Origin of the sequence: Nocardia sp. CS682, from assembly GCF_004634405.1 — a bacterium.
GTDB lineage: Bacteria > Actinomycetota > Actinomycetes > Mycobacteriales > Mycobacteriaceae > Nocardia > Nocardia ninae.
Genome location: NZ_CP029710.1, coordinates 4847695 through 4862287, shown reverse-complemented (window position 1 = coordinate 4862287; position 14593 = coordinate 4847695). Strand labels below are relative to the sequence as shown.

The 14593-nt window shown below is 66.9% G+C and carries 13 protein-coding genes and 1 tRNA gene; 10 read left to right on the top strand and 4 right to left on the bottom strand.

From position 1 onward, the window contains the following. Positions 1 to 2: 2 nt before the first annotated feature. The 3 genes from DMB37_RS21875 to DMB37_RS21865 are packed head-to-tail and all read left to right on the top strand — an operon-like array spanning position 3 to position 3188. Entirely contained in the window at positions 3 to 884 is an 882-nt protein-coding gene (locus tag DMB37_RS21875; RefSeq protein ID WP_135234304.1) for a branched-chain amino acid ABC transporter permease, read from the top strand. Continuing rightward, positions 881 to 1948, top strand: a complete 1068-nt coding sequence (locus DMB37_RS21870) for a branched-chain amino acid ABC transporter permease (RefSeq protein WP_135234303.1) — start codon at positions 881 to 883, stop codon at positions 1946 to 1948. The genes DMB37_RS21875 and DMB37_RS21870 overlap by 4 nt, the downstream gene beginning before the upstream one ends. After that, positions 1938 to 3188 carry an ABC transporter substrate-binding protein gene (locus DMB37_RS21865; protein WP_135234302.1) on the top strand — a complete coding sequence of 417 codons (1251 nt, stop codon included), beginning with the start codon at positions 1938 to 1940 and terminating at the stop codon, positions 3186 to 3188. Before DMB37_RS21870 ends, DMB37_RS21865 begins: the two co-directional genes overlap by 11 nt. Before the next feature lie 43 nt (positions 3189 to 3231). On the opposite strand, the gene DMB37_RS21860 is transcribed toward DMB37_RS21865, so the two are convergent. After that, positions 3232 to 3316, bottom strand: a tRNA-Ser gene (locus DMB37_RS21860). Between the two features lie 24 nt (positions 3317 to 3340). Beyond that, the gene (locus DMB37_RS21855) at positions 3341 to 3838 is read right to left on the bottom strand and encodes a MarR family winged helix-turn-helix transcriptional regulator (RefSeq protein WP_135234301.1); all 498 of its coding nucleotides are present in this window, start codon (positions 3836 to 3838) and stop codon (positions 3341 to 3343) included. Positions 3839 to 4031: 193 nt separating this feature from the next. Between DMB37_RS21855 and DMB37_RS21850 the strand changes: the two genes are divergently transcribed. Continuing rightward, the gene (locus DMB37_RS21850) at positions 4032 to 5021 is read left to right on the top strand and encodes an NAD(P)H-quinone oxidoreductase (RefSeq protein ID WP_135234300.1); all 990 of its coding nucleotides are present in this window, start codon (positions 4032 to 4034) and stop codon (positions 5019 to 5021) included. 51 nt (positions 5022 to 5072) lie between these two features. On the opposite strand, the gene DMB37_RS21845 is transcribed toward DMB37_RS21850, so the two are convergent. Then, entirely contained in the window at positions 5073 to 6275 is a 1203-nt protein-coding gene (locus DMB37_RS21845) for a cysteine desulfurase-like protein (protein WP_107659911.1), read from the bottom strand. Between the two features lie 251 nt (positions 6276 to 6526). On the opposite strand from DMB37_RS21845, the gene DMB37_RS21840 reads away from it, so the two are divergent. The 6 genes from DMB37_RS21840 to DMB37_RS21815 all read left to right on the top strand — a co-directional run bounded on the left by DMB37_RS21840 (position 6527) and on the right by DMB37_RS21815 (position 12507). After that, on the top strand, positions 6527 to 7132 hold the full coding sequence (locus DMB37_RS21840) for a bacterial proteasome activator family protein (RefSeq protein ID WP_135234299.1): 606 nt from the start codon (positions 6527 to 6529) through the stop codon (positions 7130 to 7132). 196 nt (positions 7133 to 7328) lie between these two features. Next, entirely contained in the window at positions 7329 to 8267 is a 939-nt protein-coding gene (locus tag DMB37_RS21835; RefSeq protein ID WP_135237744.1) for an ABC transporter permease, read from the top strand. Between the two features lie 10 nt (positions 8268 to 8277). Next, positions 8278 to 9117, top strand: a complete 840-nt coding sequence (locus tag DMB37_RS21830) for an ABC transporter ATP-binding protein (protein WP_135234298.1) — start codon at positions 8278 to 8280, stop codon at positions 9115 to 9117. After that, positions 9114 to 10130 carry a glycosyltransferase gene (locus tag DMB37_RS21825; RefSeq protein ID WP_240771609.1) on the top strand — a complete coding sequence of 339 codons (1017 nt, stop codon included), beginning with the start codon at positions 9114 to 9116 and terminating at the stop codon, positions 10128 to 10130. Before DMB37_RS21830 ends, DMB37_RS21825 begins: the two co-directional genes overlap by 4 nt. A gap of 266 nt (positions 10131 to 10396) precedes the next feature. Then, positions 10397 to 11443 carry a ribosome small subunit-dependent GTPase A gene (rsgA, locus tag DMB37_RS21820; RefSeq protein WP_135234297.1) on the top strand — a complete coding sequence of 349 codons (1047 nt, stop codon included), beginning with the start codon at positions 10397 to 10399 and terminating at the stop codon, positions 11441 to 11443. 191 nt (positions 11444 to 11634) lie between these two features. After that, positions 11635 to 12507 (top strand): NAD(P)-dependent oxidoreductase, encoded by an 873-nt coding sequence (locus DMB37_RS21815; protein WP_135234296.1) that lies wholly within the window; start codon positions 11635 to 11637, stop codon positions 12505 to 12507. Between the two features lie 52 nt (positions 12508 to 12559). Here the strand turns inward: DMB37_RS21815 and DMB37_RS21810 are convergent, their stop codons facing one another. Further along, positions 12560 to 14473 (bottom strand): glycosyltransferase, encoded by a 1914-nt coding sequence (locus tag DMB37_RS21810; RefSeq protein WP_135234295.1) that lies wholly within the window; start codon positions 14471 to 14473, stop codon positions 12560 to 12562. Positions 14474 to 14593 lie beyond the last annotated feature (120 nt).

The following is a 14593-nucleotide window of genomic DNA, read 5'->3' as shown; positions in this document are numbered from 1 at the left end:
TCGTGGCCGGATTTCTACAGCAAGTCTTCGAAGGCATCAGTTCCGGTGCGTTGTACGCCGGGCTGGCGCTGGCCCTGGTGCTGATCTACCGGTTCACCGGGATCGTGAATTTCGCCCAGGGTGAGCTGGCCATGTTCTCGGCCTTTCTCGCGTGGCAGTTCATGCAGCACGGCTTTCCCTTTTGGTTGTCGCTCATCGCGACACTGATCGTCTCGTTCATCGGCGGCATGCTCATCGAACGGGTGATCATCCGGCCGGTCGAGGGTGCCCCGGAATTGACGCTGGTCATCGTGACGGTGGGGTTGTTCTTCTTCATCAACGCCGCAGCGGGCTGGATCTGGTCTTTTCAGGTCAAGTCGTTCCCGAATCCGTTCCCGGAAGGCGCAATACGAGCCGGCGGTGTGACCGCGGGATACGGGAACCTCGGTGTGCTCGCGGTGGTCGGCGTCGTGATGGCACTGCTCTATCTTCTTTTCCGCTACACCAAGATCGGGTTGGCGATGCGGGCGGTCGCGTGTAATCCGCAGTCCGCCAGGCTCGTCGGGATCCGCGTCGGCACCGTCCTGTCGCTCGGCTGGGGGCTGGCCGCACTGGTCGGCGCGGTGTCGGGTGTGCTGTCCGCCCCGATGCTCTTCCTCGAACCCACCATGATGGGCGGGGTTCTCATCTACGCCTTCGCGGCGGCGACCCTCGGCGGTTTCGACAGTCCGGGCGGCGCGGTGGCAGGCGGTTTGATCGTCGGCATCGCCGAAACCCTCACCGGCGCATACGTCGACGTGATCGGGACCGAACTCAAGATCGGTGTGCCACTGGTGATCATCCTCGGCGTGCTACTGGTCCGGCCGCAAGGCCTGTTCGGCCGGGCGGTGGTGGAGCGGGTATGAGCGACACCACCAAGCCGGTCACCGAGACGGTGACCGCCGAACCTGCTCCGCAACAGACTGTGCCACAACGGAACACATCGCTGCGCGGACTAGCGGCGCAACACTGGCGATGGCTCGCGCTTGCCGCGGTGATCGTCTTCGCCTGCTATGCGCCGTTCCAGTTGGTGCCGTTTCGCACCTTCCAGCTCGCGATGGCGATGATCTACGCGATCGCCCTGGTGGGACTCAACCTGCTGGTGGGACATACCGGTCAGATCTCGCTCGGACACGGCGCGTTCTTCGCCATCGGCGCCTACACCACCGCGGTACTGATGAACCGTTGGGACACACCGTATCTCGCGACGCTGCCGGTGGCTGCGCTGGTGGCGTTCGTGCTCGGCTTCGCGCTCGGCGTGCCCGCGCTGCGGCTGCGCGGGCTCTATCTGGCCTTGGTCACGCTGTCCATCGCGATCTTCCTGGTACCGCTGCTCAAGCGATTCGAAACACTGACCGGCGGGTCGATGGGGCTGACCCTGACCAAACCCGTGCCACCGCAATGGACCGGGCTGGCCGAGGACCAGTGGCTGTACTTCCTGGCCTTGGTCACCACCGGGCTGTGCTTCCTGCTCGTCGCGGGACTGCTCAGATCTCGGGTCGGCCGCGCACTACACGCCATCCGGGACAACGAGATCGCCGCGGAGATGCTCGGCGTGCGCACGGCGTTCTACAAGACGCTCGCCTTCGCCTGGAGCGCGATGCTCGCCGGCGTCGCGGGCTGTGTCTACACCTGGGTGATCGCCTTCGTCTCCCCCGACTCGTTCGCCGTCGGGCTGTCGATCACGCTGCTGGCCGGACTGGTCGTCGGCGGGCTCGGCGCCCAGTGGGGACCGCTGCTCGGCGGGTTGTTCGTGCTGTACGTGCCGAGCTTCGCCCAGGACATCAACCAGGCCGCGCCGGGCGTCATCTTCGGACTGCTGATCATCGCGGTCATGTACCTCGCGCCGAACGGATTGGCCGGGCTCATCGGCCGGGCGGCGCGCTGGATCGAAAACCTCCTTCGGAAAGGGAAAACCCATGCGCACTAAGGCGATCCGAGCCGTGGGAGCGGCGGTGGCCGTGCTGCTCACGGCGACCGCCTGCGGAGGCCGCGGCGAAGACGGCGGCACCGTGGGACAGGGCGACTGCAAGGGGCAGCAGACCACCGGCATCACCGAGACGAGCATCAAACTCGGCGGCGTCTACCCGCTGTCCGGGCCCGCCTCCGCCTACGGCGAACTGCCCAAGGGCGTGCGCGCGTACTTCGACTACGTCAATGCCGAGCAAGGCGGGGTGGATGGGCGCAAGGTCGAGTTCCTGATCCGTGACGACGGTTACCAGCCACCGAAAACGGTGGAGGAAACCCGGCGGCTCGTCGAACAGGATCAGGTGTTCGCCGTCTTCTCCACCCTGGGCACGGCGACCTCGGCGGCGGTGTGGGACTACCTCAATCAGCGGAAGGTGCCGCAGGCGTTCATCGCGGGCGGTGCGACCAAATGGGGCAGCGACACCGAACACCCCTGGACCATCGGCTGGCAACCCAGCTATCGGGCCGAGGGGCAGGCGTTCGCGCGCTACGTCCGCGAACAGCGGCCGAATGCGACCGTCGCGGTGCTCTATCAGAACGACGACTTCGGCAAGGACCTGCTGACCAGCTTCACCGAAGCCGTCGCGGGCAGCGGCATCAAGATCGTCGGTGAGCAGAGCTACGAGGTCACCGACCCGACCGTGGAACCGCAGCTGCGCAATCTGGCCAACTCGAAAGCCGATGTGCTGCTGAACTTCTCGACACCGAAGTTCGCTTCACAGGCCTTGGCCGCCGACGCACGCAACACCGACTGGAATCCGCTGCACATCCTCGCGCAGGTAGCCAACAGCGTCACCATGCTCAAGCAGGTCGGCTTCCAGAACGTGCAGAACGTGGTGTCGGTGGCGTTCATGAAGGACCCCGCCGACGCGCAGTGGGACACCGACGCAGGCATGCGCACCTACCGGGACAAAGTGGCCCAGTACACCCGCGACGCCGACCCCACCAACCAGTACACGGCCGTCGGCTGGGCGATGGCGCAGACCTTCCACAAGACCATGGAAGCGGCGAAATGCCCCACCCGCGAAGGACTCCGCGACGCCATGCGGGCCCTCGACAACATCGACATCGGCCTGCTGCTGCCCGGTATCACCGTCAAGACCGGCCCCGGCGACGCGTTCCCGCTCGAAGCCATGCGGATCCAGCGGTTCGAAGGTGACCACTGGACCCTCATCGGCGACCTGATCAACACCAGCAAATAACCGCACACGACCTTGACCTGCTGGTTCAGGTCAAGGTCTGTTGCGGAGACGGAGGGATTTGAACCCCCGGTCGATCTCTCGACGCTCGCTTTCAAGGCGAGTGCATTCGGCCGCTCTGCCACGTCTCCAGGACCACGATGGTAGCGGACGGGTCAGAGGGGGCGCGTTCCGATTTCCTGATCGATGCGGGCGAAGACCTCGCCGATGACCTCTAGCTGGTGCGGGGTGAGCAGGTCGACGAAGTCGCGGCGGACGGCTTCGACGTGGCCGGGAGCGGCGGCTTCGAGGCGGCGCATGCCCTCGTCGGTGAGCTCGGCGAGGACGCCGCGGCCATCTTCGAGGCAGGTGTTGCGGCGCACCATGCGCTCGCCTTCCAGGCGCCGGATCTGGTGGGTGAGGCGGCTGCGCGAGGAGAGCACGCCGTCGGCGAGTTCGCTCATCCGTAAGGCGCGGCCCGGCGCTTCCGACAGCAGGACCAGGATGCGGTATTCGGCGACGCTGAGGTCGCTGTCGCGCTGCAACTGGCGATTCAGCGCGGTCATCAGCCGCTGGTGGCCATCCATATAGGCCCGCCAGGCCCGTTGCTGCGCCGGGGTGAGCCACCTCGGTTCGGCCACGGGACTACTCGGTTCTGGATGCACGGTGCTCATTCTATGCCGCCCTCAACTGCGGAAATTCCCTGTGGGGAAAGATGTATCGCTCAGTGGACAGTCTCGCTCAGTGATCTCTGCAGCTCGGCGGGGTTCGCGAAACCGCGAGAATGCGCTGGTGGCTGCGCCTGAGCCGACCGCTCGCAAGGGGCCCGCCGTTCGGGACGGTACAGACGGGGGCACTATGGAACCCGTGCGTGCTATCGAGCTGAACGGATTCGGCGGCCCCGAGGTAATGACGTGGGCCGAGGCGGCAGATCCGGTACCTGGCCACGGTGAGGTGCTGATCCAAGTGGCGGCAGCAGGGGTGAACCGCGCCGACCTGATGCAGCGCCAGGGGCATTACCCGCCACCGCCGGGTGCCAGCGAGGTGCTCGGTCTCGAATGCTCCGGCGTCATCGCCGAGCTCGGTGACGGCGTGCACGACTGGCAGGTCGGCGATCGGGTGTGCGCGCTGCTGTCCGGCGGCGGGTACGCCGAAAAGGTGGTCGCCCCGGCCGCCCAACTGCTGCCGGTGCCCGACGGACTGGATCTCGGCGCGGCGGCCGGGCTGCCCGAGGTGGCGGCGACGGTGTGGTCGAACCTGGTCATGACGGCCGGACTGCAAGCGGGTCAGCTGGTGTTGATCCACGGTGGCGGCAGCGGGATCGGCACGCACGCCATCCAGGTGGCGCGCAGCCTCGGCGCGCGGGTCGCGGTCACCGCGGGCTCGGCCGACAAGCTGCAGCGGTGCAAGGAACTCGGCGCGAGCGTGCTGATCAATTACCGGGACGACGATTTCGTCGCCGCGGTGCGGGCCGACGGTGCGGGCGCCGACGTCATCCTGGACAACATGGGCGCGGCCTATCTGGCCCGCAATGTCGAGGCCCTGGCGAATTTCGGGCACCTGGTGGTGATCGGCATGCAGGGCGGGGTCGGCGGCGAGCTGAATCTCGGTGCGCTGCTGCGGAAATGGGGCACGGTGCACGCCACCAATGTGCGCAACCGGCCGGCCACCGGCCACGGCAGCAAGGCTGAGATCATCGCCGAGGTGCGCAGGCAGCTGTGGCCGTTGGTCGCCGACGGCACCGTGGCGCCGGTGATCCACGCGGAATTGCCGATCAATGAAGCGGGCGAGGCGCATCGGCTGCTGGAATCCGGCGATGCCTTCGGCAAGGTTGTGCTGCAAGTACAGGAGCTCTGAGCTGGTAAACCCAAGGGAGAGTTACCACCCCGCGGGAAGGACGTGGCTCGACTACTCCATCGCGGCGAGCGCGCGGCCGAGCTGGTCGATCTCGAACTTGGTGGTGTAGGGCGCCAGGCCGATGGTGACCGCGCCGCCTTCGTCGTTCACGCCGAGGGCGTCGAGCAGCCGACTGCCGCCGTGCACGCCGCTGAGGGTGCCGATGCGGTTGTCGGCGAGCTTGGCGGCGACCTTCTCGGCCTGCATGCCCGCGAGAGTGAAACTGACGGTGGGGATTCGGGTGGAGGCCCGGCCGATCACGGTCAGGTTCGGGATCTTGTCCAGCACATCCATCAGGTGCTCGAACAGCTGATCGTGGTAGTCCTGCAGCGAGGTGATCGACATTTCCAGGCGCTGGCGGCGACTGCCGCGGGCCCGCTCGTCGAGGCCGGCCAGGAAGTCGATCGAGGTGGTCAGCCCGGCGAGCAGGGCGTATTGGTGGCCGCCGACCTCGAGCCGCTCGGCGCCCTTCGCGTAGGGGTTCAACGACATCGACGGGATTCGGTCCAGGAAGGCCGGATCGCGGAACACCAGCGCGCCGATCTGCGGGCCGCCCCAGGCGGGTGCGCTGAGCGCGACCACGTCGGCATTGAGTTCGTCGATGTCGATGAGCGCGTAGGGCGCCGCGCCGAACGCGTCCGCGACGAGCAGTCCGCCCACCTCGTGCACCCGGTCCGCGGCCACCCGGACCGCGGGGGCGGAGCCGACGATCGGCGAGGCGGCGGTGAGTGCGACCAAGCGTGCGGTGGGCCCGATCAACTCCTCGAACTGCCAGGACGGCATCTCGCAGGTCTCGATCTCCACCTCGGCCCAGCGCACGTGCGCGCCGTAGCGATTGGCGATGCGCAACCACGGCGCGACGTTCGCCTCGTCGTCCAGCCGGGACAACACGATGCCGGTGCCGAGCCCGAGCCGCGAGCTCAAGGACTCGGCCAACCAGGCGAGCAGCACGGCCCGATCCGGGCCGAGCACAACGCCCGCCGGATCGCCGCCCACCAGATCCGCCACCGCCTCGCGGGCCGCGTCCAGAATGGCGGCGCTACGCACCGCCGCACCATTGCGACCGATATGCGAAAAAGAAGAAGTTCGGAATCCTGTTGAGACGGCGCGAGATACCGCATCGGGCACCAGCATGCCCGCCTGCGGGTCGAGATGGATCCAGCCGTCGCCGAGGGACGGTATCAGGCCCCGAACCCTCGCGACGTCGTAAGTCATGTTGGCCACTCTAAGGGCAGCGGGCGAGCCTGTGTAACCGTGTTCCCCTCCGCTTCACAGCGGGGGCACAGCGACCTGGGACTCAGCATGGCGACCGACTTTCAGCAAATCCGAACCACACGACCCGAACAGAATAGAACGCCGCCCCGCGCCTATGACGAGGACCGGGCAACCTGGTCGCAGCCGGTTATCCGCAGGCGGCGTGAACACCGGCTTAGCGCGTTCGGGAGCGACGCGACATGATAGGGACCATGACGCAATCGGATGAGGCCCCGGACCACATCGTCGTAGTCGGGCCCGACGGCCGCCCGTTGATCATCCCAGCGGAGGCCGCGGACGACGCGCCCTTCACCGCGCAGGTGGTGACCGACGAGGATAAGAAGGGCAAGTCGGACGACCGGGACGATACCGGCGAATCGCTCGCCGACATGGTCGAGCAGCCCGCGAAGGTCATGCGCATCGGCACCATGATCAAGCAGCTGCTGGAAGAGGTGCGCGCGGCTCCGCTCGACGACGCCAGCCGCAGCAGGCTGAAGGAGATCCACAAGTCGTCGGTGCGCGAACTGGAACAGGGCCTGGCCCCGGAACTGCGCGACGAACTCGAGCGGCTCACGCTGCCGTTCACCGACGACGCCATTCCGTCCGACGCCGAACTGCGGATCGCGCAGGCCCAGCTGGTCGGCTGGCTGGAGGGCCTGTTCCACGGCATCCAGACCGCGCTGTTCGCGCAGCAGATGGCCGCACGGGCGCAACTCGAGCAAATGCGCCAGGGCGCGCTACCGCCCGGCATCCACGCGAGCGACCCCCGCGGCGGCCCGGCCAATCACGTGACCGGCGGTTCCGGGCAGTATCTGTGAGGCGCTGACCCGCGTGTGCCACGCGGGTCGGTAGGAATGTCCAAGGGTAGTGTCGAGCACCGTGCCCGCCGCTGCCGCTCGCCCCGACTCGGAACAGAGTCCGGGGCGTCCTGAAGAGAGCTCAGTGCGTTCAGATGACAGCCAAGTGCGTTCAGATGACTCCGTGCGTTCGGAGGAGGATTCCTCCGGCGACCGCATGGTGCGCTCCGATGACGGCGCGGCGGAAGAGGATCCGGTGAGTCCCGCGGAGACCCCGGCCGCGCCCGGACAGACGACCGAGGTCGCCGAGCCGGTGGACACCGAGCCGATCGCCTCGGATTCGCAGACCCTGCAGCGGGCGTTCAAGGATTTCCGCGTCGGTTTCGGCCAGCGGGAACTGTGGTTGTCGCTCGGCTGGCAGGACATCAAGCAGCGGTACCGGCGCTCGGTGCTCGGCCCGTTCTGGATCACCATCGCGACCGGTGTCCAGGCGGCCGCGATCGGCCTGCTGTACGCGGCGCTGCTCAATCAGCCGATCAAGGACTACCTGCCCTACGTGGCGGTGGGCATCATCGTCTGGAATGTGATCAACGCGAGCATCCTCGAGGGCTCCGATGTCTTCATCGCCAACGAGGGACTGATCAAACAGCTGCCCTCGGCGTTGAGCGTGCATGTCTACCGGCTGGTCTGGCGGCAGTTGCTGTTCTTCGCGCACAACATGCTGATCTATCTCGTGGTGCTCGTCGCGTTCGGTGTGTGGGAGAAACTGCACTGGACCGCGCTGTTCGCTATTCCCGCGCTCGGGCTGCTGTTCCTGAACGCGATGTGGGTGTCGATCGTGTTCGGCATCTTCAGCACCCGCTACCGCGATATCGCGCCGATCCTCGGCAGCCTCACGCTGATGCTGTTCGTGCTGACGCCGGTGATGTGGAATACCAAGAGCCTCGAGGCGCAGGGCGGTCAGGTCAGCGAGCGCGCGAAATTGGCCGAGCTGGTCCCGACGTTCCACTACTTGGAGATCATCCGCGCGCCGTTGCTCGGCGACGATCAGCATCTGTATCACTGGGGCATCGTCGGCGCCATCACCGTGGTCGGCTGGCTCGTCGCCATCTACGCGATGAAGCAGTTCCGCTCGCGCGTGCCGTACTGGGTTTAGGAGGGCATCGATGACCGACCATGTGAGTATCGAAACCCGCCAGGCCTGGGTCGAATTCCCGATCTTCGACGCCAAATCGCGGTCGCTGAAGAAGGCGTTCCTCGGCAAGGCGGGCGGCGCGATCGGCCGCAACCAATCCGACGTGGTGGTGGTCGAGGCGTTGCGCGACATCACCCTGTCGCTGAAGGAAGGCGACAAGGTCGGCCTGGTCGGGCACAACGGCGCGGGTAAATCCACGCTGCTGCGGCTGCTTTCGGGCATCTACGAACCGTCGCGCGGCAGTGCGCGCATCCGCGGCCGAGTGGCGCCGGTGTTCGACCTCGGCGTCGGCATGGATCCGGAGATCTCCGGCTACGAGAACATCATCATCCGCGGGCTCTTCCTCGGGCAGACGCGAAAGTCGATGCTGGCCAAGATCGATGAGATCGCCGATTTCACCGAGCTCGGCGAATACCTGTCCATGCCGCTGCGCACCTACTCCACCGGTATGCGGGTTCGCCTGGCCATGGGCGTGGTGACCTCGATCGACCCGGAGATCCTGCTGCTGGACGAGGGCATCGGCGCGGTGGACGCCGAATTCATGAAGAAAGCCCGGCTGCGTCTGCAGAAATTGGTGGCCCGATCGGGCATCCTGGTATTCGCCAGCCATTCCAACGAATTTCTCGCGCAACTCTGCGATTCCGCGTTGTGGATCGATCACGGACAGATCCGCCTGCGTGGCGGTATCGAAGAAGTGGTGCGAGCCTACGAGGGTCCGGACGCGGGAAACCACGTCGCGACCGTGCTGCGCGAATTGGAAGCCGAAAAGACCATGGACACCGAACGAGAACTGGAGCGGAACCAGGCATGAGTGAGCCGACCGGGCAGGACACCCCGATCGAGAAAGGGGCATCTGCTCCGGTCGACGCCACCACAGCGCCGGTGAGTGCGAGCGGCGCCGTCGGCGCGGCCGTCGGCACCGGCCCCGATGCGCGGATCGTGGCGATCGTGGTCACGCACAAGCGTCGCGAACTGCTCGCCGAGTCGCTCAAAGTGATTGCCTCCCAGTCACGCCCGGTCGACCACCTGATCGTGGTCGACAATGCCAACGAGCCCGAGGTCGCGGACCTGGTCCGGGACCAGCCGATCGAGACCACCTACCTCGGTTCGGCACACAACCTCGGCGGCGCGGGCGGTTTCGCGCTCGGCATGCTGCACGCGCTGAGCCTCGGCGCGGACTGGGTCTGGCTGGCCGACGACGACGGACGGCCCGAAGGCCCGGAAGTCCTTGCCATCCTGCTGGATTGCGCGCAACGGCACGGCCTGGTCGAGGTGTCGCCGGTGGTTTGCGACATCGACGAGCCCGACCAGCTCGCCTTCCCGCTGCGCCGCGGCGTGGTGTGGCGGCGGCTGCGTTCCGAACTCGGCGACGAGGACTTTTTGCCCGGCATCGCCTCACTGTTCAACGGCGCCCTGATCTCCGCCAAGGCCGTCGACGTGATCGGCGTGCCCGATCTGCGCCTGTTCGTGCGTGGCGACGAGGTCGAGGTGCACCGCAGGCTGGTCCGCTCCGGGCTGCCCTTCGGCACCTGTCTGCAGACTGCGTACCTGCATCCCAACGGTGCCGCCGAGTTCAAGCCGATCCTCGGCGGCCGGATGCACACCCAGTACCCCGACGACCCGGTGAAGCGTTATTTCACCTATCGGAACCGGGGCTACCTGATGTCGCAGCCCGGCATGCGGAAGCTGCTGCCGCAGGAATGGATTCGCTTCTCCTGGTTCTTCCTGGTCACCCGCCGCGACCCGGCCGGCCTGCGCGAATGGTTCCAGCTGCGCTCGCTGGGCCGCCACGAGCAGTTCGGCAAACCCGACGAGCGTCCCTGAACCTGCGCACCGCCGTCAGGCGGTCGTGCAGGCTGCGCACGCGGGTAGTCGCGCCCCGGCAATAAATGAGTTGCGTGGGGTGTCGAGCCATGTCAATGTTGGGCAACTGCGAGTGAGGCGAGGAGGTGTGGACCGTGGCTAGGAGCCTGCGGATTGTCGTGTTCGGACGAGCTGTGCCTGCGCACGCCGCCACACGAAACGCCCCCTCATTCTTCAGTCACTGAGTCCGCGTTGGGCTCGGTGCCCAACGAAAGATTCCTTCCATCATGGTCGAGAACGACCTCCTTGTCCCTTACGGCTGGACCGAAGCCGTAGCCGATGAATACGCCTCGCTGATCGAGGAAGGCTGTGTGCCCGCCCGGGTGATCCGGATGGACCGCAGCGAATGTGATGTCGCCACACCCACCGGGCCGGCGCGGGCCAAGTGTCCGCGCGCCGATGCCGAGGTCAGCGGGCTCTGCACCGGTGACTGGGTGACGATCGACGCCGAATCAGTTGTGCGGCAGCTGCTGCCACGACGGTCGGCGATCATGCGATCGTCGGTATCCGGACGCTCGCAAGGACAGGTGCTCGCCACCAATGTCGACACGGTGCTGATCTGCACCGCCGCCGACGGGGACGTCGACCTCGGGCGAATCGAGCGGATGCTCGCGCTGGCCTGGGATAGCAACGCCCAGCCCATCGTGGTGCTCACCAAAGCCGATGCCGCAGCAGATATTCCGCTCGACGACGTGCGGGCGGTCGCACCCGGTGCCGCAGTGGCCGCGGTGAGCGCGAACAGCGGTGCCGGCCTGGATGTGCTCGCCGCCATGCTCGACGGCACGGTCGCGCTGATCGGACCTTCCGGCGCGGGGAAATCCACCCTCGCCAATGCCCTGCTCGGGCAGGAAGTGTTCGCTACCAACGCCGTTCGCGCCGCGGACAAGAAGGGCAGACACACGACGGTGCATCGGGAACTGCGGCCGCTGCCCAACGGCGGCACGCTGATCGATACCCCGGGGCTGCGCGGGATCGGGCTGTGGGATGCCGCCGAAGGCCTCGAGAAGACCTTCAGCGACATCGAATCCCTCGCCGCCCGATGCCGATTCGGCGACTGCGCGCACAACGGCGAACCCGGCTGTGCCGTGCTCGAAGCCATCGACAACGGCGAGCTCCCCCAGCGGCGCTTCGACAGCTACCGCAAGCTGGCCAAGGAGAACGCCTGGATGGCGGCGCGCACCGACAAACGCCTGCAGGCCGAACGCGACCGCCAATGGCGAAGCGTCATCAAACAGCAGCGGCAGGGTTATCGGGAGCGAGGTTCCCGCCGCTAGCAGGCCGCCGGGGTGAGTGGTGCAGTCGGCGATCAGCACCCCACCCCGGTACACCGCCGCCCGGCGGGGCACCGGTCGACCCGCTCAGCATGCTATGCAACTGGTTGCATATGACGAGGGTTTACGCTTAGTGTGCACACGGTGGACGGCTGCGGGGTCTCCCCTGCGGCGCTGACGACAGGAGCAGGTCAATGACGGAACCGGGATCCAAGCCGCTCGCGGGTAGAACGCTGATCATGTCGGGCGGCAGCCGCGGCATCGGTCTGGAGATCGCCAAGCGGGCAGCGGCCGACGGCGCGAACATCACCCTGATCGCCAAGACCGATCTGCCGCACCCGAAGCTCCCCGGCACTATCCATACCGCAGCGGCCGAACTCGAGGCGGCCGGCGCTCAGGTGCTGGCGTTCGTCGGCGATGTGCGCATCGATGACTCGGTGGCCGAGGCCGTGCGGCAGACGGTCGAGCGGTTCGGCGGCATCGACATCGTGGTGAACAACGCCTCGGCCATCGATCTGTCGCCCACCGACGCGCTGCCGATGAAGAAATACGACCTGATGCAGGACATCAACACCCGGGGCAGCTTCCTGCTGTCCAAGCTGAGCATCCCGCATCTGCGCGCCTCGGCCGCGGCCGACCGCAATCCGCACATCCTCACCCTGTCCCCGCCGCTCAATCTCGACCCGAGGTGGGCGGGTATGGCGCTGGGTTACACCATCGCCAAGTACGGAATGTCGCTCACCACACTGGGTTTGGCGGAGGAGCTGAAGGGCGACGGGATCGGCGTGAACTCGCTGTGGCCGCGCACCACCATCGCCACCGCCGCAGTGAAGAATCTACTCGGCGGCGAGGAGATGATCGCCACCTCGCGCACCCCCGACATCTACGCCGACGCCGCCTACCTGGTGCTCACCTCGCCGGCCAAGTCGACCTCCGGCAACTTCTTCATCGATGACGATGTCCTTGCCGCGCACGGCATCACGGATCTGGAGAAATACCGCGTGATCCCCGGCGACGGCCCGCTCACCACCGACCTGTTCTTGACCGACTCCCCGTTGGGTAGGTAGCGCGGAAGCAGGGGACGGGCGCGGCCCGTCCCCTGCTCATGTTCGTGCGAGATCACTTGTCTTGCTTGGCATTCGCGATGCCGTACAGCCGCTCCCAGTTGGCGCGGCTGGTCAGCTCGGGCACCGCGGCGCGGTATTCCCGCTGCAGGGCAGGCAGTTCGTTGCGGAGCCTGCGCAGCACATGAATGGTGCGGCGCAGCAGCTGACGGGCCCGCGCCTTGTCCCGCTGACGGACGCGAACGCCGGACTGCGAGGCGTCGGTGACCACCACGTGGTCGAACAGCGAGACATGCCACCAGTACGCGTCTTCGCGGGTGACGCCGATGACGCCGTGCTGGGTGCGGCCGAACCACTGGTTGACGGCGCGCTTGATCAGCACGAGCAGCGGGCGGCTCGGTTCGCCGGTGGCACGGCGCAACTGGATGTCACCGGAGCGAACCGGCGGCGTCGAGGCCGGATGCTTGATCGTCTCCGGGTAGTCGGCCCGGCTGCCGCGCGCGGCGGCCAGCGCGGCGATACCGCCGTCCTGCAGCACCTTCGGACCCTTCAGGAAGTCCTCGATGCCCTGCAGGGTGGTGTGCACCAGGCCGTACTGCATCGCGACCAGCTGTTCGGCCAGCTCACGGAACAGCTTGCGGGTGATCGCCTTTCCGTCGAGATCGGTGTGCAGCGAGCCGACGATCAACGAGTTGCGCGTACTGAAGTAGCGCGCCCAGTCGTCGTAGTCCTTCCAGTAGAAGTCCGCGTGCCACACCGCCGCGTTCGGCAGGGTGACCGTGACGAAACCGTTCTCGCGGGCGCGGATGCCGTATTCGACATCGTCCCACTGGAAGAAGATCGGCACGGGCAACCCGATCTTGGCGACCACCTCGGCCGGGATAAGGCAGGTCCACCACGCGTTGTACCCGGCGTCGACGCGACGCTCCTGGTTGCGCTTGAGCATGCTGGTGTTGCGCAACGCCTTCGGCACCTTCTGGCCGTGCCGCAGCTGCTGTAGATGCACCTCTTCGGCGCCGACATTGAGGTAGTCGGGGTTGAGCAGGAACAGCATCTGCGCGCCGACCAGGGTCGGCTCCACCGTCATGTTGGCGAAGGCGTTGAGCCGCAACACCGTTTCCGGTTCGCACAGGATGTCGTCATCCATCAGGATGACGTCGGCGTGCTCGTTCGCCGCGGACACCTCGTAGAGCCCGCGTGTGAAGCCGCCCGCCCCACCGAGATTCGGCTGGCGCAGGTAGCGCAGTTTGTCGCCGAACACCGGCACGACCTCTTGGTACAGCGGGCGGTCCTGCACCAGGTCGGTGCCCTGGTCCACCACGTACACCGCGTCGATCGCGCCGAGCACGACCTCGTCGGAGGCCAGCGCCGCGACGGTGTGCGCGCAGTCCTCGGCGCGGTTGAAGGTGCAGATGGCGATCGCGACGGGCCGGATGTGGTCCGGCGCCGCCGTGGTCCAGCTGACCTCGGTGATCCCGAGGTCGCCGCCGATGGCGTCGAATTCGAGCCAGATCGCCCCGCCGTCGACGTACTGATCCAGCGGCGCGGTGAGCGTCAGCGGGCCGCTCTCGGTGACCTGCGCGGTGTCGATGATCCGGCGGTGCCCCGCGATATCGGAGGCGACCAGCCGGATCCTGGCCTTCTTGGTCACGTCGAGCACCATGGCCACCCGCACCTCGGTGACGGTGGTCCAGCGCTGCCAGTAGCTCGCGGCGAATCGGCCGAAGTAGGTGTTGGTGTGCGCGGCCGCGCCCTTCTCCAGCCGCAGCACCTGGCGTTCCCGATGCGCGCGACCCTTGACGACGGCATACAGCTCGTCGCTCACCTTCGCCGAGGGACCGGTGAAGATGCCGCGCTGCAACACCAGCCGATCCGGCGCCCGGTGGTCGGAGCGCAGCGAGGCAGGCGCGACAACGGCCGGCGCTCGATCGTTCGTTTCGGTAACGGCCTGGGTAGCCGACTGATCCATGAAGTCCTCGAAATCGTTATCGTGCCGGACGGGACAGACTGCCCCTGGATGCCGTTCGCGGCGGGGGTGAGGATATCAACCACCGTAGCGAGCTGCCTGCTCAGCCGTGGTGCCGCCGTG

Excerpts from the sequence above, each read along its gene's own strand:
- DMB37_RS21845 (WP_107659911.1), bottom strand. The coding sequence starts at position 6,275 with ATGACTTACGACGTCGCGAGGGTTCGGGGCCTGATACCGTCCCTCGGC.
- DMB37_RS21825 (WP_240771609.1), top strand. The coding sequence starts at position 9,114 with ATGAGTGAGCCGACCGGGCAGGACACCCCGATCGAGAAAGGGGCATCT.
- DMB37_RS21835 (WP_135237744.1), top strand. The coding sequence starts at position 7,329 with ATGGTGCGCTCCGATGACGGCGCGGCGGAAGAGGATCCGGTGAGTCCC.
- DMB37_RS21830 (WP_135234298.1), top strand. The coding sequence starts at position 8,278 with ATGACCGACCATGTGAGTATCGAAACCCGCCAGGCCTGGGTCGAATTC.
- DMB37_RS21810 (WP_135234295.1), bottom strand. The coding sequence starts at position 14,473 with ATGGATCAGTCGGCTACCCAGGCCGTTACCGAAACGAACGATCGAGCG.
- DMB37_RS21865 (WP_135234302.1), top strand. The coding sequence starts at position 1,938 with ATGCGCACTAAGGCGATCCGAGCCGTGGGAGCGGCGGTGGCCGTGCTG.
- DMB37_RS21840 (WP_135234299.1), top strand. The coding sequence starts at position 6,527 with ATGACGCAATCGGATGAGGCCCCGGACCACATCGTCGTAGTCGGGCCC.
- DMB37_RS21870 (WP_135234303.1), top strand. The coding sequence starts at position 881 with ATGAGCGACACCACCAAGCCGGTCACCGAGACGGTGACCGCCGAACCT.
- rsgA (WP_135234297.1), top strand. The coding sequence starts at position 10,397 with ATGGTCGAGAACGACCTCCTTGTCCCTTACGGCTGGACCGAAGCCGTA.
- DMB37_RS21815 (WP_135234296.1), top strand. The coding sequence starts at position 11,635 with ATGACGGAACCGGGATCCAAGCCGCTCGCGGGTAGAACGCTGATCATG.
- DMB37_RS21855 (WP_135234301.1), bottom strand. The coding sequence starts at position 3,838 with ATGAGCACCGTGCATCCAGAACCGAGTAGTCCCGTGGCCGAACCGAGG.